We start from the raw sequence: 24,633 nt of genomic DNA, 5'->3' as shown, positions 1-24,633 counted from the left end.
TATGTACATTACTATAACACAATCCTTTAGTTTGGTAAAATGGTAGAGAACTAAAAATTTATGTTAATTATTAACATACTAATTCATCAGCTGAATAAACAAAAGGAACAGCCAATAAAGCAGTCTCTTTTGTTTATTCAATATAATTCTTTCGAAAACCATAGAATGGCCTGAAATGTAAATGTTCATAAAAGGTGTGGGAAGAACTTGATGCTAGCATTTCCATTCTTGCGTTCGGATAAAGTGAATGAACATTGTGGATAAGCTGCTGCCCGATCCCATATGAACGGTATTCTTTTTTTATTAGGAGTTCACAAACATAGAGTATTATTTGCAGATATCCGATTACCTCCAATTGACTCACAGCTACATACGCTATATTTGAGTTCTGCCACGCCTCTCGTGTTTCAGCACTGCGCTTAAGCATGCCTGTCCAGCCTTCAAGTTCGTTTAAGTGCTGAATATGATTAAAGTCTGTGCTTTTATATGGACTAATTAAAATAGTTTGTCCGTTTTTTGCTTGAATCTCCATAGCTTCCCTCTTTTATGCCGTCTTTATTTTGTTTATTAAGGGTAAAAAAAGTAACGGCCCGTATTAATTATAATCTCTTTAGGAAATGTTATAAATATCCAAAGGAGGAATGAGATATGACTAAACGAGATGATGAGAATATTTCAGAAAAGCAGTCTGCGGAAGGTATGATGGAACTATTTGAATTCATAAACGCAAAGGGTGACAGCGGAGAATTACAAGAAATCATAAAGGACTATAATTCTCGAAATTCAGTAAACGCAAGCCAAAACGACTCTCAGACGAATTTTACGGATTACCATAGTCCAGATCCGAGCCAGGGGCCAGCGAATGAACATAATTTAGTCTGCAATGAAGAACTGTTTTACAGTGACTTGCGTGCCATAGCGGAGGACTCTTCCAGAGAAGATTAATAACTCAGCTTAATTTCGATTGATTTTACAATCTATTCACCAAAATATGATGTTGGTAAATTCTGTATTTTAAGGAGGTGACTGTGATGAAGAATATAAATCTCAGAACAGTCAAAACGCAGGTGACGACCTGCGACGCCTTCCTTACGATTAAACAATACCTACATTCCACCCTGACATGCAGGGACCGTCGTTTAAATTTGACGGTCTTTTTATATTTTTTCAGTTTTAAAACAGAGATCTATTTAAGATATATACAATGAAGAAAGCAGTTAACTAAATGCATACCCTCATACACCATCTAACACTCTATTGCTCTGAAAAAACAAACAAAAGGAGAGATTGAAGTTCCGTTAATCTGCACCGAGAAAAAGACAATAGAGTGGATTCAGCTGAAGCTATATCACTCTGCTTACACAGAGTATAAATGCCGTAAACATGAAGAAGGAAATCACGGGTGAACGACTAACATAGAAGAGCGCGGCCTTGAACATATTTGAATGGTTTGATATATATCTAAACTAAACAGTAAAGAGGTTACATTTGGATTTATCCTCAGCAGCTTTGCTATACTTATTGTATGTAGAAACTCTTTTTTTAAAATAGTGTGCTAAAAACAAATGAGTTCCTGTATTCCTATTTTCCGCATTTAATCTGCATACGAAATGACAAAGATTAATACGCTGAAAAGATTACACACAATCCTATAGAGAGAGGAAGTATATAGAGATGCTTGAAAAAAAGATAAAGTTGGTTGCCCTTGATATGGATGGAACCCTGCTAAATGATAAACATGAAATTTCGGACGAAAACGTTAAGGCCATTTCGGAGGCACAGGAAAAAGGTGTTCACGTTGTATTAAGCACAGGCCGGGCACTTGCTTCCTGCAAAGAGCTGTCGAAATCCCTTAATTTATCTTCCTACCTTGTAACAGTAAACGGCAGTGAGGTATATAACGAAAAGGGGGAGCTGATTGAGAGAAATGCAATTGATACGGAACATATTCAAATGATGCATGAACTTTCCAAACAGCATAAAGCACGGATCTGGGGAGTAACAACAGATAAGGTATGGTATGAAGGTTTCCCTGAAGATATCACTGCGCATGAATGGCTGAAATTTGGCTTTGAAATTGAAGATGATGAGAGCAGAAACAAGGTTCTTGATACTTTAACAAAAACAAACATGTTTGAAATCAGTAATTCCAGCCCTACCAACATAGAGGTAAATGCGATTGGAATTAATAAAGCAAGAGCGCTTAGACATGTGTGTGAAAGACTTGGGATCACTGTTGATGAAATGATGGCTGTAGGAGACAGCCTCAATGACATTGCTATGATCACAGAGGCTGGAATGGGCGTGGCAATGGGCAACGCCCAGGAAAAGGTCAAAGAAGCAGCAGATTGGATTACTGGAACGAACTTGGAGCATGGTGTAGCTCAAGCTATCCGCCGCTGGGTACTGGAACAATAAAGGAATTTACTCAAGAAAAAACCGGGCACTGTCGCCCGGTTTCTAAATCCATTTATATTTCAATTCCTGATAATTTAGTGCAGCCTCTTTTTTCATGTCATCTGGCCATATCACTACGACTTGCAGCAGCTCTCCATCGATACTCCGTTCTGTAATTTCACCTATCCAGATTTTCTTTCCCTTCATTTCCCCACACCCCTTTTGACTTGGTTTCGGTCAGCTTTCTTGCTTTTGCAGCGTCATCTGTACCCTTTTCTTTTCGCCGGCACGATAATAATCCACTGTGACACGCTTTCCTATTTCCGTTTTGGTATATAAGAATTTCCTTAACGCTATGCTGTTTTCAATTTCTACTCCATTTATGGAAGTAATCACATCACGTTCTAGCAGTCCCGCTTTGGCAGCAGGAGAATTAGGGCTGACCTGCAGTACAACTACCCCGCTTTTTACCTTTTCCGGCAGTTTCAAATATTGCTGCTGGTCCGTTAGTGATATTTCCTCTAAGGATTTATTTCCAATGCCCATATAAGGCCTGCTTACTTCCCCATCTTTTTCTAAATCTTCTATGATTGGCAGAGCAGAGTTAATCGGAATCGCAAAGCCTATCCCCTCAACACCCTCCTGAGCAATTTTCATGGAGTTAATGCCAATTAGCTGGCCTGCCACATTTATTAAAGCCCCGCCACTGTTCCCCGGATTAATGGAAGCATCCGTCTGAATGACATCTGCTTCCCAGTCATAGGACCGATCCTGATCCACATCAATCGGAATTTCACGCTGCGGGTTACTTACAATCCCCTGGGTAATGGAATAATCAAGGTAGCCCAGCGGATTACCGATTGTAGCTACAGGCTCACCTGGCTTAAGCGCCTCTGAATTGCCAAGTTCAGCTGCCTTCGGTATATTTTTACCTTCTATTTCAAGTACGGCAAGGTCCATCAATGAATCAGCGCCGAGTACTTTAGCTTTTACTTTGGTCTTGTTCTTCAGGCTGACTTCTACTTCGTTTGCACCTTCGATTACATGGTTATTGGTTACAATATAAGCCTTATTTCCTTCTTTTTTATAAATAACCCCCGAGCCGGAACCGCTTTGCTGCAGTTCACCGTTCCCTTCGTAGGAATTGTCCTGAGTCAGATTATTTACGCCAACTACTGAGTCAATGGTCTTGTTAACCGCATCTGTAAAATTCACATTTTTTACATTAACTGTTGTGACATTGCCGGCTGCAGCAGTTGATTTCGTGTCGGATTGGGTAGAGCTTACGTTTTGTTCAGAAGTTGTATCCTGCTTTACATACGGAAGGACGAAAAACATGATGACAATTCCTAAAAGCGCCCCTATCAATCCAACTGCAAAATACCCTTTATATGATTTACGATATACGGTTCTAGTTCTCTCATTTTCGTTAAATTCCTGGAAGTCCATTATGTTCACTCCTTTTTAATCAATCAGTTTTCGATTTTTTCAGCTTTCTTTTTCTAGGTAATTTTTCACTTTATATTTCTCTTTAGTTTTTTCCATCCAGTCTGAATAAGTATCCTGGGTTTTCTGATCTATAATAGCTGCCTTGATGGCTTTTTTGTTTTCCTCATACACGGCAGGTTTTGCTGCTTTTTTATCAACAACTTTTATTATGTGGTAGCCAAATTCTGTTTTGACCGGATCTGAAACTTCTCCTTCTTTCATGCTGAAGGCTGCTTTTTCGAATGCTGCGGTCATTTCCCCTTTAGCGAAGTATCCTAAATCTCCCCCTTTATCTTTTGTGGCATCCTCCGTTGAATACTCTTTGGCAAGATCCTTAAAACTTTCCCCGGCATCGAGCTTTTTCTTCACTTCATCCGCCTTCGCCTTCGTTTCTACAAGAATGTGTGACGCTTTAACCTGTTCCGCCACTGCGTAGCTTGCTTTATTTGTTTCAAAGTACTCTTTCATTTCTTTTTCGGTTATTTTAATATCCGGCTCCATTAGTTTCTTGATCTTTAAATTTACGGTTAAGTCACTCTTAACATCATCCAGTGTAAGCCCTGCTGAAGTCAGCTGCTGGGTTAGGGCATCTTCACCGCCATATGATTCCTGCAGCTTTTTCACTTCTTCATCGACCTCTTTGTCCGAGACCTTAACTTTCTTCTTAGCCGACTCAAGATTAACAATCTTTTCCGTAATTAATGAATCCAGCATCGCCGATCCATTCTGCTCATAAAGCTTGTTATACACCTCTTGCTTAGTAATCTCCTCACCATTTACAGTTGCAGCCTTCTCACTATCTGAACAGCCGGCACCAAATGCAACAACACCGCCCATAACCACAGTAAGCAGCATCTTTCTGCCGGCACCTCTACCAATCATCTTCATAACTTAATACTCCTCTCACACTTTAAACTTAACTCTATTAAAACCAATCAACCTTAACAAAACCTTAAGAATAAAATATGGGGACAGTCCCCTATTTCCCGACGCTGGAAAGCCTGTCACACCAGCTTTCGCTGTGGGGACTGTCCCCATTTCCCGGCGCCATTTTCCAAAATAAAAACACGCCCAATCGGATTTGGGAGTGCTTTTTAAAAGACTATTTTTTTGAGTTTTTTGGGAAGATGACATCGATTTGTGTCCCTTTTCCTGGTGAGCTTTTTACTTTAAAGTTTCCATAGTGGTTGTCGACGATCCATTTGGCGATGGAAAGGCCAAGCCCCGCTCCTTCCTCTTTGGATCGGGAGGTTTCCACCTGGTAAAAGCGGTTAAAGATCCTAGGGATGTCGTCGGCTGCTATTCCAATTCCATTATCATGGACCGACAGTATAATCGATTGTGAATCCCTTCTGCAGGATAAAACAATTTCTCCGCCTTCTTTTGTAAATTTCATCGCGTTGTCCACTAGTATTACCAAGAGCTGATGAATCCGCTCTTTATCCCCAAAGAAAGGAACCTCTACTGCCTTTCCTATTCGAATCGTCTTATCTTGAAAACCTGCAATGTCAGCATATTGCTCCACAATCTCTTCAACCAGCTGATGGAGCGGGAACATTTCCTTCTCCATAACCATCTGCCCTGTATCCGACCGTGCCAATGTAAGCAGACTGGTCACAAGCTTATTTAATCGCCTTGCTTCTTTGGAGATAACAGAAATATCAATTGCTTTCTCCTCAATTGTCGCAGATGGAGACTGAAAAAGCATCTCTGTCCGGGACTGAATGACGGCTAAAGGTGTCCTTAATTCATGGGAGGCGTCTGATACAAATTGCTGCTGATTGTCCCAGGCATTTTTAATGGGCACAAGAGCTCTTCCTGCAAGGAAAAATCCGGCCCCCACGGCAATCAATATACCTACGCCTCCACCTGCAAGCAGGATAAACAGAAGCCGGTTCAGCACTTTATTTTCAGCATCCACCGATCGTATCAGTTGGATTTTAAATGTGCCCACATCTGTCTCAAGCTTAGTGGTCAGACTTCGAAAGGAGTAATCTGCTACTTTTATATTCTGAAGCTTATTTACCTTGTCAGGATAAAACTTCTTTTGAGCCTGGACAAAGAATGGATTTCGTTCAGACACATCCTCCATAAGCTTTTTGTCTGGATCCCATACGAGCAAATAGATACTCGGGTCTCTGATAAATTTTAAACCTGTTGGCGTAAGCTCTGCATCTTCAACCCTATTGATTAAGGTATATAAAGATTGATCAGCGCCTTTAAACACCTGCGATTCAAAATAAAAATAAATGCTTCTTCCGAGAAATATCAGGATAATTATAAAAACAATTGAATTGAGAAGAGTTAATTGGAGCCTCGTTTTATGAAACATACACTACTCCTCTTGTGGTTTAAGTATATATCCAATACCTCTGACAGTTTGAATGTCCTTGTGGTATTGATAAGGCTCGAGCTTTTTTCTAAGGTGATGAACGAAGACTTCCACAATCACTATCGTCGTATCGGAATCAAATCCCCAGATTCTATCAAAGATCTGTTCCCTGGTAAGTATTTTTCCCTTATTTTGTATGAGATACTCTAACAGTTCATACTGCTTAAGCGTGAGCTTTATCGCTTCCCCTTTTACCAGGACATCATTTTCTTTTCCCCTTAATTCAATATCCCGATATTTAAGGCTCTGATCCAAATCCATCGCCCCGCTTCGGCGCAATAACGCGCGAATACGAGCCTTTAGCTCCGGCGATTGAAACGGTTTAACTAAATAATCATCTCCGCCGAAATCCAATCCCTTAACACGGTCTTCCAGTGAATCTTTTGCTGTTAGAAATAATACCGGTGTTGTTACTCGCTCCTGTCTAATCCTTTTCACAATCTCAAACCCATCCAGACCGGGAAGCATCACATCTAAAACAATAGCATCATAAATACCCTGAAGGGCAAAAAAGAGTCCATCATCTCCATCACTGGCTGTGTCGACCTCAAATTCATCAGATAAAATTCCTTTTATAGACTCCAATAAAGATAGATTATCCTCAACGACAAGAAGCTTCATTATTCTCTCCCGCCTTTACAAAAGAAAGCGGCCGCCAGAGCGAACGCCTATTATATTTTTTTATTTTAATAACACAGTTCCTCTATGTTTTTTACCTACATACAACCTATTCCATTGTAATATAGAAGATTTCGCTTAACTTTTCCTTAATTCCTTCACTGTGTGCAATTCTAGAACTGCAACGTGCGATTTTCAAAAATACATGCAAGTGCAGACCGGCTATACACGTAAAAGCCGGCCCTTATATCATCTACATTTATACAACCCGCTCCGGTGAGGTATTAACGGACTAAATCCGGCAATGCGTAAGTCTTCTATATATCCCATACCTGTATCCCGTTAGATATGATTTTATCATACCTCCCTCAGGCCTTGTTTTCATTTACTCAGTTGGGGTAAAAATCCTGATAGAGTGAAAAAGGAGAACGCCATGAAAATGTTAAAATGGTCCTATTCGAAAAGAAATCATATAAGAGCCAGCTTCGATTCATACCCTAACACCCTTATCATTTTCAGAAGGATAAAAGGATTTTATTTTGCTTATACCATGGACTGGTCAGCAGTTGACCCGGCCGTAAGCAAAGCAGACTTAGAACGGATGGAGCTGCTTTTAAATAGAGAGTTAGGGAGTGAAGATGAATATCTGGCAAGAAAATCGTCTAATATCAGTGAGGAAAACGAATAGGCAAACGGAATATTATCCTCCTCTATTCTAACGGATGACTGCTCAGTAAAAAATTCGGGACCAACCCTGTATGAAAAAATACTGACAAAAAAAAAGCCTTATGAACAAGGCTTCTCTTCATTACATTTTTTTATCCTGATCGTCTTTAATTTCGTCAATGGTTTCTCTCGATGACTTCTTAAATTCCTTCAATGACTGACCAATGGACCTGCCTATTTCAGGGAGCTTTTGCGGGCCGAAAACAATAAGTGCGATGACTAAAATAAGAATTAATCCGGGAAACCCGATATTTGAAAACATTAAATGAACTCCTTTGCTTATGCTGATAATAATGAATAATTAGGACTCATAATCTTCAACACCCAGAATATCCAGCAGGAATATGAATATAGGGATACCTATGATGAGTCCCCATATACCAAGAAAATGCTCAGAGAAGATCAATACCAAGAACGTATAAAAAGCTGGCAGATTTGTCTTCGCCGACATGAATTTCGGATTCAATACATAGGCTTCAAGGGAATGCAGGGCCGTAATCATAACAAGCACATAGATCACTTGCATTCCGCCCCCAATGCTATAAGCGATTGTAACCAGCGGAATAAGTGAAATAAAAACTCCTGCCACCGGTATGAGACCCAGAAAGAAGATCATGATAGCCAGCCCTATTAACTGGGGAAAGCCTAGAATCCACAATGCTATGGTAGATAAAATGGCATTAACGAATGCAATCGTGAATTGAACCTCAATCACTTTTCCAAAGGTATTAATAAACTTTCTCCCAAAATATTCGAGTTCCAGAAAAAAGCCGCCGAATTTACCATACTTAAAACGGGAAGAAAACTTTACAATCCTTTTTTTCTCTAACAAGAAAAATAAACTTAAAATAATAGCCAGTATAACCTGCATACTTGCTTTTCCAAAGTTCGTTACATAGCTATATATCATATTAAAGTGCTTTTCAAGATCCTGAGGAGAAGCGAACTTCTTAGCAAGATCAAGCAGATAAACAATCGTTGGATTATCAGGCGGATTATCGTAAAAATGGATAATCTGCCGGACTAAAGTTGAAACCTGCGCAATAACGACCGGTATGTACTTATAAATTACCACGATCAGAGCGACAACAACAATAGAATATAACAGGATAATAATTAAATTAGAATTAGCAGGAATTATTTTCTTTAAATGAAACGAAATAAAATCCTGAAGTCTCCCCATTAAAAAAGAAAAAATAAACGTAAATAATACTAAATTTATCATACTCTTTATGCTAAACAGTAATACAACTAAGATTAGCAATGTAATAAAACGAATAAAACCCTTTCCACGAAAAAAATCCTTGGCCCAATTCATGGCTTCCACTAACTCCCATCTTATACTAAGAAAAACGCATCTAAACTTTCCCCTAGTATATCAAAAAAATCGACAAATTTCGAAAAGAAAATTATTTATACAAGAAAAGCGGAGAACGGTGCTTTTCAACGTGTACATGTTTCACGCAGCATGTGAATCTGCCCATTGATTGACACTGAATTCTATTAGAAAAGCAGACACCTGACAGGCATAAGAAAAGCGGCAGCGAAAGGCTGTTCTTGCCTTTTGATGGCGATTGGCTTATGACCGAAGGTGTCAGTTCGCAGCTGGACAACAAGAATAGCGGAGAACGGTCCTTTTCAGCGAGCACTTGTTTCACGCAGCATGTGAATCTGCCCATTGATTGACACTGAATTCTATTAGAAAAGCAGACACCTGACAGGCATAAGAAAAGCGGCAGCGAAAGGCCGCTCTTGCCTTTTGATGGCGATTGGCTTATAACGGAGAACGGTGCTTTTCAAAAGGTGTCAGTCAACAAGAAAAGCGGAGAACTGGTGCTTTTCAACTTCCCTAGCAAAAAGGAATAGCTAATAAAGCTATTCCTTTAGTTTCTACATATATAATAGAACCTATTAGTTTTTAGAATCTAAAAATTCATGTAAGGCTTGTTTATTTTCTTCAATATCTATTTCCAGTACAGCAGCTCCGTTTATCCGTGCATCTCTAAAAGATCCATCTACAGGAATACGCAGGTTTTGAGTATCTTTCGTATTACCAAACAGTACATCCTTGCTGAGAGATAAAATCGTGCCTGAATCTATGTTCGTATCCACGTAAGGGTTAATTACTCCAATCAGCTTGGGCAGTTTCATAATGCTTGTGACACTCATTGCTTCATTTTTCAGTTTCCCAATCACTTCCTGCTGCCTAGCCACTCTTCCGAAATCACCCTGCGCGTCCTTCCGGAAACGCACATAACCTAGTAATTCATCTCCATGAAGCACCTGTCTGCCTGGCTTAAGAGTCATATCAATTCCCTCTCGCATCGTATGAGGTACATCCACTTCAATTCCATTAGGAGCAAGAATATCTACAACTTTAGAAAAGCCAGCAAAATTAACAATCGCATAATAATTTATATCTACATTGAAATTTTCTTTAATCGTTTGCCTTAATAATTCAGGGCCTCCATTTGAAAAAGCGGAATTAATTCTCCGCATGCCACCCCCGGGAATATTCACATATGTATCTCTCATGATTGAAACCAATTTTGGTTCATGAGACTCCTGGTCATAATGGGCAATCATAATAGAGTCAGAAAGACCAGCGCCCTCGCCGCGTGTATCACTGCCAATCAGGAGAACATTAATCTGTCCATACTGAACTTCTTCCCCTTTAAAGCTCTCGTCATGGTTGGCTTCTGATTTGGCATCATTTACATCCGCCATATTTAGGCCTTGATTGTATTGAAAAAATGCATACCCTAGACCTGCTATAATCAATAGCAGTAAAATTAATAAAATTGTCCGCGTTTTTCTATGGCGTTTTTTACCTCGCTGTTCTACCCTTCCCATACAAGCACCATCCAAGTCTAAAAAAATCTGCCGATATTTTAGTGTGTTTTTTTTATATAGTTTAGATACATCAATTATTAATATTCTCCCAATCGGCCCAGCCCGTTATATCTGATATTTTTAATTATACATATTAAAAGGTGAAAGCGGTCTTTTTTTATAACTACCCATTCTTTCAGGGAGTGTTCCTTAGGTCTTTATTACCATCTCATATTACTATAGTTTAATAGAATTTTGAATATTTTGTCCATAGAAAAAAAGAGCTTCTAAAGCTCTTTTCTAAATCTACCTTAGCTTGGGTCGACTTCGTCCCATGAATAAGTGGTTACATTCGTCACGTTCCCTGTTTTCAGATCGTTTTTTGAAGGCTCTTTATCCAAAAACTGATCATTATCCAGGCCGGGTGCAACGGTTGGTTCATTCTTTTCCTTTTTCACCTGATTCAACTCCTTTTCTTTTACCTTATCCTTCTAAATTCTTTTTATTCCTTCTAGGAATTTGAGAAGCAAGGAAAAACAGAAAAGGTTACATTTTGGGTAAGTCATTAACATTACCTAAGCCTACAGCATAAAATACCAAGACTATCTATAGGGTAGCAGAGGAGTAGATGCTGTGAATTTTTCTTACCAGGATGCCTTAGCTTATTACGGAATAGCAGGAGCCCATCCAGGCAGCCTTGATCTGACAAAAAGAATACTTCAACAAGAAATCATAACCCCAAACACTAGGATTCTGGATGCAGGCTGCGGCACCGGGCAAACCGCTTCATATATTTCGAAAACTTTCCCATGCAAAGTGTATGCCATTGACAGCCACCCCGAAATGATTCAAAGAGCAAAAATTCGGTTTATAAAAGAACGCCTTCCCGTCAGTCTATACCATGCAGCTATGGAAAAAATGCCCTTTAGGAATCAAAGCTTTGATATCATTCTTGCGGAATCTTCAACTGCATTTTCTAACATCACTCGTGCCGTTTCTGAATATTTCCGTGTTTTAAAAAGGGGTGGAATTCTCCTTACAATAGATATGACAGCCGAACCAGAATTACATCCTGCTGCAAGGCATGAAATTAAACAATTTTACGGAGTTCACGCTGTTTTAACCGAAAAGGAATGGGTTGATATCTTTAGACAGGCAGGATTTAAAACAGTAACAACATTAAAAACTTCTACAATCCTGGATGAACTATCTAATTTTAACCAGTCTGGACCCGAACCAGAGGGAAGCCAGAAGCTGATTCCTTATCATCCAGCTGCAGACTATATGTTGAAAACGCATCAAAAAATTTCGCTTCAATACGGCAGCAGCTTAGGCTACCGTGCATTTAGGATAACCAAGGGATAAATACATGAAAAGCCCGATTGCAATTACGCAATCGGGCCTTTCTTATTACAAAATATTCAAGGGTGTTCCAGTAAGATCAAATTCTGGCCGAAGGTTCTTAATATCCGGGTTCACTAGTGAATTTTCATCAATTAAATAATGCGAAATATGAACGATGTTTTTATCACCTGGATTTTGAATAGCTTCGTCATTCTCTTTATTCCAGTAATTGCTGCTAGTCATGTGATAATCATCTCCTCGGTATTGGGATACCTCAGCCTGATTAGACACATCCCAATGAATATAAAACTATATTTAGTGATCACCTGGACTGTAAATAGCTTCGTCATTTTCTTTGTTCCAGTAGTTCTTGAAAGTATTCATTAGAAAATCAACTCCTTGATAGCTGCTGCCATAATACGGATTTGTTCTTTTGAATATTTTCGCCTAACCCTGATCACCTGGACTGTTTATCGCTTCGTCATTTTCTTTGTTCCAGTGATTTCTTGATATACTCATCAGAATCATCTCCTTCGCAAGATTTGTTTCTGCTTAAGATTTGCTTCCTTTGAATATCGCCTAACCCTGATCACCTGGACTGTTTATCGCTTCATCATTTTCTTTGTTCCAGTGATTTTTTGATATACTCATCAGAATCATCTCCTTCGCAAGATTTGCTTCCTTTGAATATCGCCTAACCCTGATCACCTGGACTGTTTATCGCTTCGTCATTTTCTTTGTTCCAGTGATTTTTTGATATACTCATCAGAATCATCTCCTTCGCAAGATTTGTTTCTGCTTAAGATTTGCTTCCTTTGGATATCGCCTAACCCTGATCACCTGGACTGTTTATCGCTTCATCATTTTCTTTGTTCCAGTGATTTCTTGATATACTCATCAGAATCATCTCCTTCGCAAGATTTGTTTCTGCTTAAGATTTGCTTCCTTTGAATATCGCCTAACCCTGATCACCTGGACTGTTTATTGCTTCATCATTTTCTTTGTTCCAGTGATTTCTTGATATACTCATCAGAATCATCTCCTTCGCAAGATTTTGTCTGCTTAAGATTAGCTTCCTTTGAATATCGCCTAACCCTGATCACCTGGACTGGTTATTGCTTCATCATTCTCTTTGTTCCATGAGTGTCTGATCGTACACATCTTCAATCATCTCCTTTGGCTCGCTGAGAATGTTTGTCTTACATTCCTTTATTTACCCAGGTGATTTCCTAATAAACCTATAATCCCAATTTTTTTACATTTTTTTAAACTGATATTTATCAGATGGTATTTTCTTTATAAACGTGCTTTCGTCACCAACTGTTATTAATGTAAGAGTATGCATGGCTCTTGTACACGCCGTATAGAAAAGGTTGCGTTCTGATTCATGTCTATAGACCTCTTGTGAGGCATCATGAATCACCACTGAATCGAACTCTATTCCTTTGGCCAAATAAGCAGGCAGAACGACGACACCTTTTGAATAAGAAGTAGTGGTTTGGTTCATCAGCTGAATATCAAGGGAAAAACGCAGCCTCTCATATGCCTCTTCACTTTCACCTATTGTTTTGCATATAAGAGCAATCGTCTCATAACCTTTACTGATTAATTCTTTAACCGTGGTGACAATTCTCTTATATTGATCCTCTTTGGTTATCACCTTGATTATTTCCGGTTTCTCCCCTTCCCTATTGAAGGGAATGATTAACTCTCCCTGCTGTACTAAAGTTCTCGTAAACTCTACAATTTGGCGGGTCGATCGATAGCTCCTAGTCAGGATAATTCTTTCTTCATCCTCTAGACTACCCTCTTTGCCTGACAAAAGAGATTGAGAAACTTCTGAATGGGGATAAATAGCCTGGTTTAAATCCCCAAGCAAAGTCATTCTGGCACCTCTAAAAAGCTCCTTTAAGTAGTCAAATTGGAAGGGAGAATAATCCTGAAATTCATCAATAAATATATGCCTTATATGCGCAAAGGATTTTCTGCCAATCAATTTATCCCGAAAAAACAGAAAGGGTGTGGCATCCTCCCAAAATAGCTTTTTATCCGCAAGCGCTTCTTGAGTCACTTTAGAAACCGTATCCCAGTGCCGGGGCTGATGTTTCATAATAGAAGGATCCTGTGTAGTAAATAGTCTTAGATAGCTTTCTAGAATATTGACGAACCCATATCTTTTTACTCTTTTCTTTAACGGTTTGAAGTGCTGCTGCACGATTTTTTTACGCAGTATTCTTTCTTCCTGTTCACCATCATCAAATGTTTCTTTTAACCGCCGGTTCTTCTGCTGTAGTTCATTATGAACTTCAAGAAAATCCTCTTTTTCAAGAAGCTGCATTTCCTCGATAACCCAATCTTCATCGCGTTCCTGCTTCTCAATTATTGAAATCTCTTTTAACAGCCACTCAGCTGTCAGTCTCATACGATTTGGAATAGAAATTTGTTGGTCCAGCTGGTAAAAATAATTATGAATTTCCTCTGCCGATATAAGAATCTGGCCGCGGAAACCAATATTTCTAAACATCAAGCCGTTGGTGCTGAGTATGGATAAATAGATTTGAATTAGATTTTTAAATTCCAAGCTGGATTTATATGGAATAACGGATATTCGATCCTGATTTTCGCCGCCTAGAAATGCTTCCATCTGCATAAAGGGGTCTTCGAGTTCAAAAGCAGTACTTATTAAGCTTTCCATGAATTGTTTGTATGTTGTCTGTTTCATATTTTCTTCCCCAAGTTCCGGCAAAACAGTAGATATATAGCTGTTAAATAAGGGATTTGGAGAGAAAAGCATCATATTTTGGGAATTTAGTGTTTCTCTGTGTGTGTAGAGCAGGTAAGCTACCCGCTGAAGAGCTGCAGATGTTTTTCCACTCCCTGCCACACCTTGTACTACAAGAATTTTACTTTTTTCATTTCGTATGATCTGATTTTGTTCCTTTTGTATGGTAGCCACAATGCTTTTCATTTTTGTGTTCGCTTGATTTCCGAGTATTTCCTGAAGAAGCCGGTCCCCAATAGTAATCCCAGTATCAAATAAGCCTTTTATTTGGGCCTTCTTAATGATAAATTGTCTTTTTAATTCTAAATCGCCGCTTATGGTTCCATCCATGGTCTCATAATGAGCAGGACCTGGCGGATAATCATAATATAAACTCGAAATGGGAGCCCGCCAATCATATATTAGAAAGTTTTCTTCTTGTTCATCTAATAATGATGCAATGCCAATGTATATCGAATCACTAGCTGTCTCATTCTGTTCAAAAAAATCAATTCTGCCAAAATACGGTGAGTCCTCCAGCCTGGTAAGCTTTTTCAAGTTTTCGTACAGGAGGCCGTGACTTCTTTCCCGCTCCGAAAGCAGTTCAGCCTGTTGTTTTATGCTGGCCTGGGTTTCTATCACATCATCCTGTTCTTCCAGATTCACCGTTACATCTTCCCAAAAGGTTTCTCTTAGGCCAATAATTCCCTGCTTAAGGCTTGCTGCATGCTGCTTCAGTTTATTTTGCTTTTTTTTAATCTGGCTATGGACAAAATCAACACGCTCTTGTTCCTTCTGCCATTCTAAATGGGTTTCACTCATTCACTTATTCCTCCCATTTTTATAGAATCACTTAAATTATTTCTTGACGACACACAATCCTTTGGAGTATAATTATAATGAGGGTATTAATATACATAAAAGGTAAAAATTCGCATGCCGTTATTTATGATAACATGAATTTTCACTTTTCTCTACCTAAATTAGCACATATTCTTTAATATATGCTTTATACGCAAAACTCAACCCCTGATCGGCAAAGATCAGGGGTTTTATATTCTATATTAATCTAAATCAGGCATTTATGCAGAATGATTTTGAATGTGTCTCAATAGTTCAAATGCTTTGTCACCCGCAAGCTGTGCTAAGTCCTCCCAAATCTCATCCCGCAGAAGATCAAGCTCTACAATTTTTTTCGCTAACTCTATCGCCTTTTCATCGGTCATAACCATCTCACCTTTTATAATTAATAATTAACGTTTATTGGTTTTAAGATCTTTAGCCTGCACGATAAAATAATGATAATCTATTTCCAGCTGCGAAAGGGTAAATGAATTGATCTCATGATCTGTGACATTATAAATTCCTGCCTGAATTAGCTTTTGAATAATAAACTTCTTCTTTTTCTCAACTGCTTCTCTTAATAACGGCATAACCTCACTCCCTTTAAATTAATTGGTTTTATGATGTTATTTTATGTAGTTATTAAGTCAAAGTCTTTAATTCCGTAAGATAAACTCCGTAATTTCTCATCAATGTTAGATAATCTAACAAATTAATGTTACGTCTTATCAAAACCCATTATAATAAGTAATACTACATGTGATTATTAGAGGGGTGTTATAGAAGTGACGCTGGATCCATCTTATAAATCAAAAAAAGTAATCACGATCGGGATTGTAAGTGAATTAACCGGATTATCCGTAAGGCAAATTAGATATTACGAAGAAAGAAAATTAATCTTTCCAGAACGGACAGAACGCGGGAGCCGGAAGTTCTCCTTTGATGATGTAGAGCGTTTAATGGATATAGCCGCTAAAAGAGAGGAAGGAGTTCAAACCCATGAAATCCGGCAGGATTATATAAGAGATCTGAAGAAGGAAGAGTATAAAAAAATCCGGCAGAAAATGCTGCAAGGACAGATCAATGCACAATTCGGCATCAGTAAAAATAAATGAAGCCGTTTAGAGGACTGTATTCACACCGAAAACTAAGTTTTCGGACACAGCCGATTGGTTCAGCAGCAGATATTACTTTTGTATACATTTGCTGAAATGGACCGTGAAAACGGCAGGATTATTTTTTTCCTGTTAGTGATTTCTTCACGCAAGTCCTCTCTATTTATCACACACAAATCAAGATCATACGTTAAGCGTCAAAAATACGTGAGAAATCAAAAAAGAACCCATGCAAATGCCATTTGCATGGGACTTTTTGCGGGTCTGATTCTCAGGAAGTGATATCAGCCCATTATTATTTTTAGAATAAGCGGTTCATTTAGAATGGTTTGTTACTCGGATTAGTAGCCGAATCCACCACAGAAGCTAGCTCCAATGATGATAAGAAGAATAAACAACACGATTAATAAAGCAAAACCTGAACCAAACCCGTATCCTCCAACATTTCCAGACATATAATATGCCTCCTTTAATGATTTTTGTAATAACCCGAAGGTTATTGCTAAGTCCATACATAGTATGTAGCTATAGGCAAAATGGTTTCATTAAGGATAAAAAAGGGGCTTGGTTTTATTTGCATACTGACTGATTCCTTCTTTTAGCAACACGATTCCGCGTACTGCCTATAGAGCCAGCCATAAATCAAAGCAGCTCATATCACTAAGCGCAGAGAGGAAAATCCGGCAGGAACTACTATTATAGAAGCTTTAATCTTTCTGGAAAAAATGAAAAAGCCAGCCAGTTTAAAGCCGGCTGGCTATGATCCGATCTTATGCTTTTAGAAACTTTACACAAACAGGATATGGAACTTTAATATCCGATTGGACTAAAGTCAATTTTCCAGTTGCTACGTCTCTTTCATACAGCACAAGGCTGCTTGATTCCTGATTGGAAGCTATGAGGAATTTTTCTGTTGGATCAAATGCAAAATCTCTTGGCCAGGAGCCTTCTGTTGAGGTGTATTCGACTAATGATAATTCAAATGTCTCTTCATTTACACTAAACACAGCTATACTATCGTGGCCGCGGTTTCCTGCATATACAAACCTGCCGTCAGATGATACGTGAATGGCGCTTCCCTGGCTGTTTTCATGGAAATCTGCAGGAATGGCGGAGATATATTGAATCTCTTTGAATTCACCATTTTCTTGATTGTACGAAAGAACGATTACTTCATTGCTCAGCTCAGTCATAAGATAAGCGAATTTACCGTTAGGATGAAACTCTAAATGCCTCGGGCCGCTTCCAGCTTTAACAGATAAACGGCTGACTTCAGACAGCTCTCCGTTTTCTGTCACCTGATAAGTAATCAATTTATCAATACCTAAATCAACAACCGCTGCATATTTTTGATCAGGTGTAAATCCAGAAAAATGAGCGTGCGCTTTTTCCTGTCTGTCCTTATTGGGACCCGAGCCTTCATGTGCAATCACAGAAGTTACAGGGTTAAGACTGCCATCTTTATTTAATAGATAGGAATCGACTGTTCCATTATGATACTTGGCAGATACAACCGCCGTAAGGTCAGCATTTACATCCACATGGCACGGTGAACCACCTTCTGAAACTTCCTGATTAATCAGGCTGAGCTCACCTGTATCCTTATTGACTGAATACACAGCTACACCGCCCATATCCCCGGCTTTAACCACGGAATAAAGGAAGCGATTGTCATGACTCAAATTTAGATATGTAGGATTACCCAGTTCTGCCGCTAAAGCTACATCACTTATCTTTTTGGATTCCGTATCCAGTGAAAATGAATAAATACCCTGGCTGTCTCCCTTAGTATACGTGCCAACATAACCCACAAAATTTGTTTTTTTCATATTGGACTCCATTCTGCAATCGAATTTTGTTGATATTATAACATGTAATCAAATCACTTATAAAACTCAAGCTTGTAATCGGACATGACTATTTTATAGAAACTCCGCCATCCACTCTTCTTTTATACCTTTTTCCTAAACATAATATTCTGAAACTAAATGAGCAGAAATAGAGGCTGCAGAAAACAAAAGATCCGAAACCGAGGAAAATAAAAAAAGAGCGCTGACTTAATCAACGCTCCTTGCTGAAGCCGGACGGCCCTAAATGCTTATATCCCGTCTCTGAAAAAATACAAAAGTCATTGCCATGAAAAAAGCGTAATAAACAGCCAGGATTGTCAATGATATCGGGAGCGTTATATCCCCCAGTATTTTATCCTGCAGCGCATAAACCGTTAAGTCGAGATGCGGAAAGATTAAATATTTCGCCCATTCATATTTATCTGCAAGAACAACAATCAAGCCTCCAAGTGATGAAGATATAAACAACACAAAGATTCCGATGCCGACCGCCAGAGCCTGGCTTTTAAATAAAGTGGAAAGCATAAACGCAATGGCTGTTATAATCAGCAGACTTGGAAGGTAGAAGGCAATCTTAAGGAAGAACTGAGGTCCGACAGCTGTTTCCTTCTGCCCATCTATGGCCATATCAAAGATTTTTGCCGAGAAATCTCCATTCCCATAAATCACCAGACCTACAAGATACCCTGCAGCAATAAGTGTTGCTACAAGCATTAAGGAATAAATAATTAATGAAAGATATTTAGAAAGAAGAATCGCCCATCTTTGATGTGGTCGTATTAACAGCTGTTTGATCGTGCCGTCCGCAAATTCCGAAGACACACTCGCACTGCACACAATAACAGCCAGCAGAGAGACAAGCATCGTCATGCCGTAAACCACATCATTCATAAAATGCCAGTTGCTTACTGCATTTGGATTAATATTTTCATCCAAATATTTCTGTTTTTGTTCAATTTGATTATTTATAAATTGTTTTTCTTCACCTGACGCTTCCTTTGAGTCCTGCTGCATCTGAGAAATTTCGGCTTTTACCTCTGCCTGCCAATTTTCATTTGGTTCACCAACAACTTTATTGTATATAATTCCGCCGGCTATTACGGCTAAAACAATGATGATCAAATAAATCAAGCTGGATTTTCGTTGAAACATTTTCATAAGTTCATTACGAATTAACGAGATCACTGCTTCACGCCTCCTTTACTTCTTTATTGGTAATTTCTAAGAAGCGGTCTTCTAACGTAGCAGTTACCCTGCTAATGCCGTATACGTCTATATCGTTCACAATTAAGAGTTTATTAATTGTGCTGACGGCTGATTTTTCAACACTCACCGAAAACTGATCATCTGTTATCACTTTTACATTCGCAGCAGCAGCTTGACCTTTAAGAAGCTCTACGGCTTTCTTGCTGTTACTTACTTCAAACACTACCTCTGCAGCTTCTGCTTCGTCCATCGTTTCATTCATGGAAGAAATATGTATAAGTTTACCTTTTTCAATGATCGCAAATCGATCGCACATGAGCTGCATTTCAGATAATAAATGGGAGGATACCAGAACTGAAATTCCTTCACGCGCAAGAGAATGCAAGTAATCTCTAAATTCTCTAATTCCTTGAGGATCCAGTCCATTGGTAGGCTCATCCAAAATGAGGAGTGATGGGTTATGCAATAATGCCTGAGCGACCCCCAGCCGCTGCCGCATTCCAAGTGAATAGGTTTTTACCTTTTGGTGAATTGCATCTTCCAGTTTTACTAATCTGGCCACTTCCTTAATTCTCTCATCTGAAACATCTTTAATAGCCATATTTGCGTAATGCTTTAAATTTTTGTAGCCGCTCATATATTTATAAAATTCAGGATTTTCTACAATAGCCCCAATTTCACTCATTGTTTCTTTAAATTGCCCATCAAGATTATTGCCGTTAACCATAACTGCCCCGTCTGTCCGTTTAATTAAGCTTACAATCATTCGGATAATGGTGGTTTTCCCTGCTCCATTAGGGCCTAGAAGACCAAATATTTCCCCTTTATGTACGCTGAAGCTGACATCATCTACAATCTTCTTCCTACCTATTACCTTTGTTAAAGATCGCACTTCTAGTGCGTTTGCTGCCATACTTTTCCCCTCTTTCAAAATGATTCTATTTAACTACTCTAAAACATTCACCCACCATTATATACGATAAAACATATAAAAAGTTACAATTATTTTCCAGTCTACATGTTTAGCAGCTGCCATTAATATCATTATGTTACTTTTCAAAACACAAATTAACCGTTCTTCCATTCGAATGGATGCGGCGTTTTATTTTTGCAGGAACCGTATATACTTCCCCTGGCTTAAGTGACACTGTATCCTCATTTTCAAAATCAATATGAAGCCTCCTTCAAGGAACATAAAAAACTCGTCCGTTTCATGATGATGCCAATGAAATTCCCCATCAATAACCGCTATTCGTAATACATGATCATTCACTTGAAGACACAACAATATTCGTGTAGTCATTGATTTCTGAAACTAGAAAAAACAGGGTTTCTTTCACGTTATTAACCCTGCACCTCTACCGCTTTTTATTGGAGTCCGATACATCTTATAGAAGAAAATCTTATAAAGGTTTCGAACGACCTAATTAGTTACTTCATAACTTAATCTTTAAATAATTCTCCTTAACTTCCTAATTGTCCTCTAAGATTTTAGTAATGCTTTACGATTCACCAGCTTATCTTTGCAAGATAAAAGGACTTGCGGCTGCGCAAGTCCTTACGATCATTTTCTAGCAATCTGAAGATTATACTTGTAAACTTCTTCAGCGGATGAAAGTTTATAGCCTAAGCTCGGATTAAAGTCTAAGGTAATTTGATCATGAAGCAGTTTCTGGCTTTCCTTTGAGACCAGGACTGGAATGCCGTCAATCATAAACAGGGCATCATCTTCCCCTTTTTCATCAATTAAAAGATGGTGTTCTGCATAGATGGAGCAGCTGCCCACATAAATAGCTTCTATTCTTATTGCTTCATCGTTCTGGAATTTATTCTTGTTTATTTCTGCAGCAGCTGCTGGCATTATCACAATGTTCATGGTTTCACCTTTCCCCTCATTTTTCTACTGCTATACCAGTACCCTTTTTCCGTTGGCTTTATCATTTAGCTTCGTATCATACATAAAAAAATCCACCTGATCCTTGCTTCAGGTGGATTAACGTTCGATCATCTTCTGTAATTCTGATTTCCGTATGGAGCTGTTCCTTTATTTCCGCCCTGTCCAGCCAAGCCTCCCTGAGGATATTGCTGACGTCCCGCTTCTTGATTTCCCCCATATAACGCGCTTTGTGGAGAGTTCACATTAAATTCCATTCCCTGATTGCTTCCAGTGAAGTTATAGTTCCCTTGTCCGGTTTTTGCCTGCCCGGAGAAGGCTGTATTTTGGCTCTGGTGTCCAAAATAGGTGTTTTCTAATTCCTTCCCTGTAGGTACATAACTATGAAGAAGGGTTTTGGCTGTGTCGCTATTCATTTCTGGTACCTGGTACATGCCATTCTGGTTCATAAACAAGAAAACCTCAAAAGCTTGGTTTGAGCAGTTAACCGCACAATTTAATAGAAGCTTTCTCAGGTTAGGATCTGCTGTTTCCAGAGTAGCCCACATAGAATTCCTTGCAGCATTTTTATGACACAGCAGCATGCCGATAGCAACCTCTTTGTCACCAAGCTGATTTAATGAAGATTCGGGCTGAAATGGCGGCGGGTTTTGGACACCATAATGAATCTGCTGAGGCTCAATTCCTCTGATATTTGTATTCGGAGAAATCGGAGAAAATCTATTATAATCATGAGTATAAGCAAGAACCTCATTATACGAACGGATTTCTTCCTGCTGATGACGTATGATCATGTCTACTAATCGAGGATTTTTTGCTTGCTTCAGGTAAAAATTAAATTGATTAAGCATATTCACTTTTTCCATTAAGCATTCATGTACTTCCATCGTTTCGTGTGCACCAAATGGCATAACATCACTCCTCAAATTTTACTTACAAGGAGTAATATTTCCTTTACCATTCTTATTCATGTAAGACACCCTAAGCATTCCGTTTTAACTATTTTCTATATTTGGAAAAAGTTAACGTAAATAATCGAGCTTTCTTATTTTGAGAAAACGCTGTGTAAGCTAATCTTTCCAGCATTGAATAATTTATACGCAACTCCGCAGAAGTATAAAATTGAAGAAACTAAAATTACGATCCATATATTGTATAGGTCCTCCCAAATTCCCGTCAGAGAGAGCAATGCCGGCAGAGTCAGCGTTACCCAGGATTGAACCATGGCAACTTTCCCCACGAATTCATTTAGTTCCAGCTGTAAGGCATTTATGAGGAAGAATAAAAGCCATAAAAATGCCCACATCAGCCATGTTAGAGCGTTCACTATATCGTGATAATGAACAATAGCAGCCATCGTATATACCAGGCAGATGATGGATACCCACAAAGAGAAATATCCTAACCCCGTACCATTCATGCCCTTAAGCACAGTAACTCCAACATATAAATAAGTCAGGCCAAATAAGAAGACAGCGGCATTTTCAAAAACAACCCAGTTGCTTTGGTCTGAAACAACTATTAAATAAAAGGGCGCAATTATTTGAAAAGCACCTACAAATAAATTAAACACAGCAGCACTTTTATCATTCACCTTCCCTAATAGCATCAGCGCATTTAAGAAAAGAGCTGCTCCTGACAACATTAAACCAACATTACCCATAATAGAAGGAAGAACCATGATAGTTCCTCCTGTTTCCCCTCCTTTTAAAAATAATTACTGTTCACGATTGCTCGCTGCTGGCAAAATAAAAAAAGCAATCCCTCTATTTAAGAGGGAAGCTTTTTTATCATTTAGGCTCTGTTAAACGTGCCTGTTGATTTCCGCTCCAGGTGCTCGCTTTCCGCGGGCGGTCCGGGAGCCTCCTCGGCGATACTTCGCCTGCGGGGTCTCCCTTGACCCGTTTTTCCCGCAGGAGTCAAGCACCTTCCGCTCCAATCAACACAATGCCAAAAAATAACTTTAACAGAGCCATCATTTATAATATAACGCTCACAATAACAGCAGATAGAACACTCACTAAAGTCGCACCGTAAAGAAGTTTTAATCCAAAACGAGCCACCACATTACCCTGCTTCTCGCTCAGACCTTTAACAGCACCTGCCACGATTCCTATAGACGAGAAGTTTGCAAAAGAAACAAGGAATACAGAGACAATTCCTAATGTACGTTCACTAAATTGAGGCGCTGCTTTTGCTAAGTCCATCATAGCAACAAATTCATTTGTCACAAGCTTTGTCGCCATAATGCCGCCAGCGGCAACAGATTCCGAGAAAGGTACACCCATAATAATGGCAAGCGGAGCGAATATATATCCGATAATCTGCTGGAATGAAATTCCGAACACCATATCAAACACACTATTGATCGCTGCCATTAGTGCTACAAATCCAAGCAGCATCGCACCGACAATAATCGCTACTTTAAATCCATCTAAAATATATTCTCCAAGCATTTCAAAGAAAGACTGTTTTTCTTCTTCCACAACTTCCAAAATATCTTCATCGTCATTTACCGTATAAGGATTTATGATCGAAGCAATAATAAATCCGCCAAATAAATTGATTACTATGGCTGTTACTACATACTTAGGTTCAATCATGGTCATGTAAGCCCCGACTATAGACATCGAAACCGTTGACATAGCTGATGCACACAAAGTGTATAAACGATTAGGCGGTATCTTGCCCAACTGTTTTTTGACAGTAATGAATACTTCAGACTGGCCGACAATGGCTGACGCTACGGCATTATAGGATTCTAATTTCCCCATCCCATTAATTTTGCTTAGCAGGAAGCCTATCCATTTCATGATAAAAGGCAAAATCCCAAAGTGCTGGAAAATACCGATTAAAACAGAGATAAACACAATTGGCAGAAGAACATTCAGGAAGAATGGCCCTTGTCCTTCATTCGCGATGCCTCCAAAGACAAATTGAATACCCTCACCAGCATATGACAGCAGCTTTTCAAATACAGTTGCGATTCCGTTAATAATAACAAATCCAAATTTAGTATTTAACAATAAGGCTGATAAAAGTATTTGTATAATAACCATTATAATAATAGGTTTATATTTAATCTGTTTACGATTATTGCTTGCTAGAAAAGCTAAGCCAAAGACAACGAGTAACCCTGCAATTGCCACTAAATATTTCATGCTGCA

The 24,633-nt window shown here is 38.9% G+C and carries 27 protein-coding genes and 1 pseudogene; 5 read left to right on the top strand and 23 right to left on the bottom strand.

Going from position 1 to position 24,633, the window contains the following annotated elements; genetic code table 11:
• Positions 1–133: 133 nt before the first annotated feature.
• A complete protein-coding gene (locus tag JOC77_RS02080; protein WP_204537870.1) occupies positions 134–532 on the bottom strand; it encodes a GNAT family N-acetyltransferase in 399 nt (132 codons plus the stop codon).
• Between the two features lie 116 nt (positions 533–648).
• Here JOC77_RS02080 and JOC77_RS02075 point away from each other — a divergent pair, with 116 nt between their 5' ends.
• Complete coding sequence (locus JOC77_RS02075; protein ID WP_204537868.1) at positions 649–945, top strand: hypothetical protein; 297 nt, start codon at positions 649–651, stop codon at positions 943–945.
• 729 nt (positions 946–1,674) lie between these two features.
• Positions 1,675–2,418, top strand: a complete 744-nt coding sequence (locus JOC77_RS02070; protein ID WP_204537866.1) for a Cof-type HAD-IIB family hydrolase — start codon at positions 1,675–1,677, stop codon at positions 2,416–2,418.
• 42 nt (positions 2,419–2,460) lie between these two features.
• Here JOC77_RS02070 and JOC77_RS02065 read toward each other — a convergent pair whose 3' ends face one another.
• The 5 genes from JOC77_RS02065 to JOC77_RS02045 form a co-directional block, all read right to left on the bottom strand.
• Positions 2,461–2,604, bottom strand: a complete 144-nt coding sequence (locus JOC77_RS02065; RefSeq protein ID WP_204537864.1) for a hypothetical protein — start codon at positions 2,602–2,604, stop codon at positions 2,461–2,463.
• A 30-nt stretch (positions 2,605–2,634) separates the two neighbouring features.
• Positions 2,635–3,846, bottom strand: a complete 1,212-nt coding sequence (locus tag JOC77_RS02060) for a S1C family serine protease (protein ID WP_204537862.1) — start codon at positions 3,844–3,846, stop codon at positions 2,635–2,637.
• Between the two features lie 39 nt (positions 3,847–3,885).
• Complete coding sequence (locus JOC77_RS02055; protein WP_239558529.1) at positions 3,886–4,773, bottom strand: peptidylprolyl isomerase; 888 nt, start codon at positions 4,771–4,773, stop codon at positions 3,886–3,888.
• 214 nt (positions 4,774–4,987) lie between these two features.
• Positions 4,988–6,217, bottom strand: a complete 1,230-nt coding sequence (locus JOC77_RS02050; RefSeq protein WP_204537861.1) for a sensor histidine kinase — start codon at positions 6,215–6,217, stop codon at positions 4,988–4,990.
• Between the two features lie 3 nt (positions 6,218–6,220).
• Positions 6,221–6,898, bottom strand: a complete 678-nt coding sequence (locus tag JOC77_RS02045; RefSeq protein WP_204537859.1) for a response regulator transcription factor — start codon at positions 6,896–6,898, stop codon at positions 6,221–6,223.
• Positions 6,899–7,328: 430 nt separating this feature from the next.
• On the opposite strand from JOC77_RS02045, the gene JOC77_RS02040 reads away from it, so the two are divergent.
• Positions 7,329–7,583: a hypothetical protein gene (locus tag JOC77_RS02040; protein WP_204537857.1), complete on the top strand. Its 255-nt coding sequence runs from the start codon at positions 7,329–7,331 to the stop codon at positions 7,581–7,583.
• A 120-nt stretch (positions 7,584–7,703) separates the two neighbouring features.
• Here the strand turns inward: JOC77_RS02040 and tatA are convergent, their stop codons facing one another.
• The 4 genes from tatA to JOC77_RS02020 all read right to left on the bottom strand — a co-directional run bounded on the left by tatA (position 7,704) and on the right by JOC77_RS02020 (position 10,911).
• Positions 7,704–7,883, bottom strand: a complete 180-nt coding sequence (tatA, locus tag JOC77_RS02035) for a twin-arginine translocase TatA/TatE family subunit (RefSeq protein WP_204537855.1) — start codon at positions 7,881–7,883, stop codon at positions 7,704–7,706.
• A 39-nt stretch (positions 7,884–7,922) separates the two neighbouring features.
• Positions 7,923–8,939, bottom strand: coding sequence for an AI-2E family transporter (locus JOC77_RS02030; RefSeq protein WP_204537853.1), 1,017 nt, complete (start codon positions 8,937–8,939; stop codon positions 7,923–7,925).
• Positions 8,940–9,532: 593 nt separating this feature from the next.
• The gene (locus tag JOC77_RS02025; protein ID WP_204537851.1) at positions 9,533–10,474 is read right to left on the bottom strand and encodes an LCP family protein; all 942 of its coding nucleotides are present in this window, start codon (positions 10,472–10,474) and stop codon (positions 9,533–9,535) included.
• A 290-nt stretch (positions 10,475–10,764) separates the two neighbouring features.
• The gene (locus JOC77_RS02020) at positions 10,765–10,911 is read right to left on the bottom strand and encodes a hypothetical protein (protein ID WP_204537849.1); all 147 of its coding nucleotides are present in this window, start codon (positions 10,909–10,911) and stop codon (positions 10,765–10,767) included.
• Between the two features lie 175 nt (positions 10,912–11,086).
• Between JOC77_RS02020 and JOC77_RS02015 the strand changes: the two genes are divergently transcribed.
• Positions 11,087–11,818, top strand: coding sequence for a methyltransferase domain-containing protein (locus JOC77_RS02015; RefSeq protein ID WP_204537847.1), 732 nt, complete (start codon positions 11,087–11,089; stop codon positions 11,816–11,818).
• A 45-nt stretch (positions 11,819–11,863) separates the two neighbouring features.
• Here the strand turns inward: JOC77_RS02015 and JOC77_RS02010 are convergent, their stop codons facing one another.
• From JOC77_RS02010 to JOC77_RS01995, 4 genes are all read right to left on the bottom strand, one after another.
• Positions 11,864–12,040 carry a hypothetical protein gene (locus tag JOC77_RS02010; protein WP_204537845.1) on the bottom strand — a complete coding sequence of 59 codons (177 nt, stop codon included), beginning with the start codon at positions 12,038–12,040 and terminating at the stop codon, positions 11,864–11,866.
• A gap of 1,012 nt (positions 12,041–13,052) precedes the next feature.
• A complete protein-coding gene (gene helD / locus JOC77_RS02005; protein WP_204537843.1) occupies positions 13,053–15,380 on the bottom strand; it encodes an RNA polymerase recycling motor HelD in 2,328 nt (775 codons plus the stop codon).
• Positions 15,381–15,640: 260 nt separating this feature from the next.
• Positions 15,641–15,784: a hypothetical protein gene (locus JOC77_RS02000; RefSeq protein ID WP_204537841.1), complete on the bottom strand. Its 144-nt coding sequence runs from the start codon at positions 15,782–15,784 to the stop codon at positions 15,641–15,643.
• A gap of 27 nt (positions 15,785–15,811) precedes the next feature.
• Positions 15,812–15,991, bottom strand: a complete 180-nt coding sequence (locus tag JOC77_RS01995) for a Fur-regulated basic protein FbpA (protein WP_204537839.1) — start codon at positions 15,989–15,991, stop codon at positions 15,812–15,814.
• Positions 15,992–16,186: 195 nt separating this feature from the next.
• Between JOC77_RS01995 and JOC77_RS01990 the strand changes: the two genes are divergently transcribed.
• Positions 16,187–16,516, top strand: coding sequence for a MerR family transcriptional regulator (locus JOC77_RS01990; RefSeq protein WP_204537837.1), 330 nt, complete (start codon positions 16,187–16,189; stop codon positions 16,514–16,516).
• A 341-nt stretch (positions 16,517–16,857) separates the two neighbouring features.
• On the opposite strand, the gene JOC77_RS01985 is transcribed toward JOC77_RS01990, so the two are convergent.
• The 9 genes and pseudogenes from JOC77_RS01985 to JOC77_RS01950 all read right to left on the bottom strand — a co-directional run bounded on the left by JOC77_RS01985 (position 16,858) and on the right by JOC77_RS01950 (position 24,627).
• Positions 16,858–16,971, bottom strand: coding sequence for a YjcZ family sporulation protein (locus tag JOC77_RS01985; RefSeq protein WP_101643763.1), 114 nt, complete (start codon positions 16,969–16,971; stop codon positions 16,858–16,860).
• Positions 16,972–17,286: 315 nt separating this feature from the next.
• The gene (locus tag JOC77_RS01980; protein ID WP_377336177.1) at positions 17,287–18,345 is read right to left on the bottom strand and encodes a lactonase family protein; all 1,059 of its coding nucleotides are present in this window, start codon (positions 18,343–18,345) and stop codon (positions 17,287–17,289) included.
• Positions 18,346–18,606: 261 nt separating this feature from the next.
• Complete coding sequence (locus JOC77_RS01975) at positions 18,607–19,551, bottom strand: ABC transporter permease subunit (RefSeq protein ID WP_204537833.1); 945 nt, start codon at positions 19,549–19,551, stop codon at positions 18,607–18,609.
• Between the two features lie 4 nt (positions 19,552–19,555).
• On the bottom strand, positions 19,556–20,485 hold the full coding sequence (locus JOC77_RS01970; protein WP_204537831.1) for an ABC transporter ATP-binding protein: 930 nt from the start codon (positions 20,483–20,485) through the stop codon (positions 19,556–19,558).
• Between the two features lie 136 nt (positions 20,486–20,621).
• Positions 20,622–20,912, bottom strand: a pseudogene (locus JOC77_RS21120) (cupin domain-containing protein).
• Positions 20,913–21,136: 224 nt separating this feature from the next.
• Positions 21,137–21,448, bottom strand: coding sequence for an iron-sulfur cluster biosynthesis family protein (locus JOC77_RS01965; RefSeq protein WP_204537829.1), 312 nt, complete (start codon positions 21,446–21,448; stop codon positions 21,137–21,139).
• 128 nt (positions 21,449–21,576) lie between these two features.
• Positions 21,577–22,377, bottom strand: coding sequence for a spore coat protein (locus JOC77_RS01960; RefSeq protein ID WP_204537827.1), 801 nt, complete (start codon positions 22,375–22,377; stop codon positions 21,577–21,579).
• A 134-nt stretch (positions 22,378–22,511) separates the two neighbouring features.
• Positions 22,512–23,129, bottom strand: coding sequence for an AmiS/UreI family transporter (locus tag JOC77_RS01955; protein ID WP_204537946.1), 618 nt, complete (start codon positions 23,127–23,129; stop codon positions 22,512–22,514).
• Positions 23,130–23,445: 316 nt separating this feature from the next.
• Positions 23,446–24,627 (bottom strand): NupC/NupG family nucleoside CNT transporter, encoded by a 1,182-nt coding sequence (locus JOC77_RS01950; RefSeq protein WP_204537825.1) that lies wholly within the window; start codon positions 24,625–24,627, stop codon positions 23,446–23,448.
• Positions 24,628–24,633 lie beyond the last annotated feature (6 nt).

It is taken from the genome of Peribacillus deserti (assembly GCF_016909175.1).
GTDB classification, from domain to species: Bacteria; Bacillota; Bacilli; order Bacillales; family DSM-1321; genus Paraperibacillus; species Paraperibacillus deserti.
Note: the sequence above shows the minus strand (reverse complement) of the source record. Positions and strands in the feature narration are given on the sequence as shown.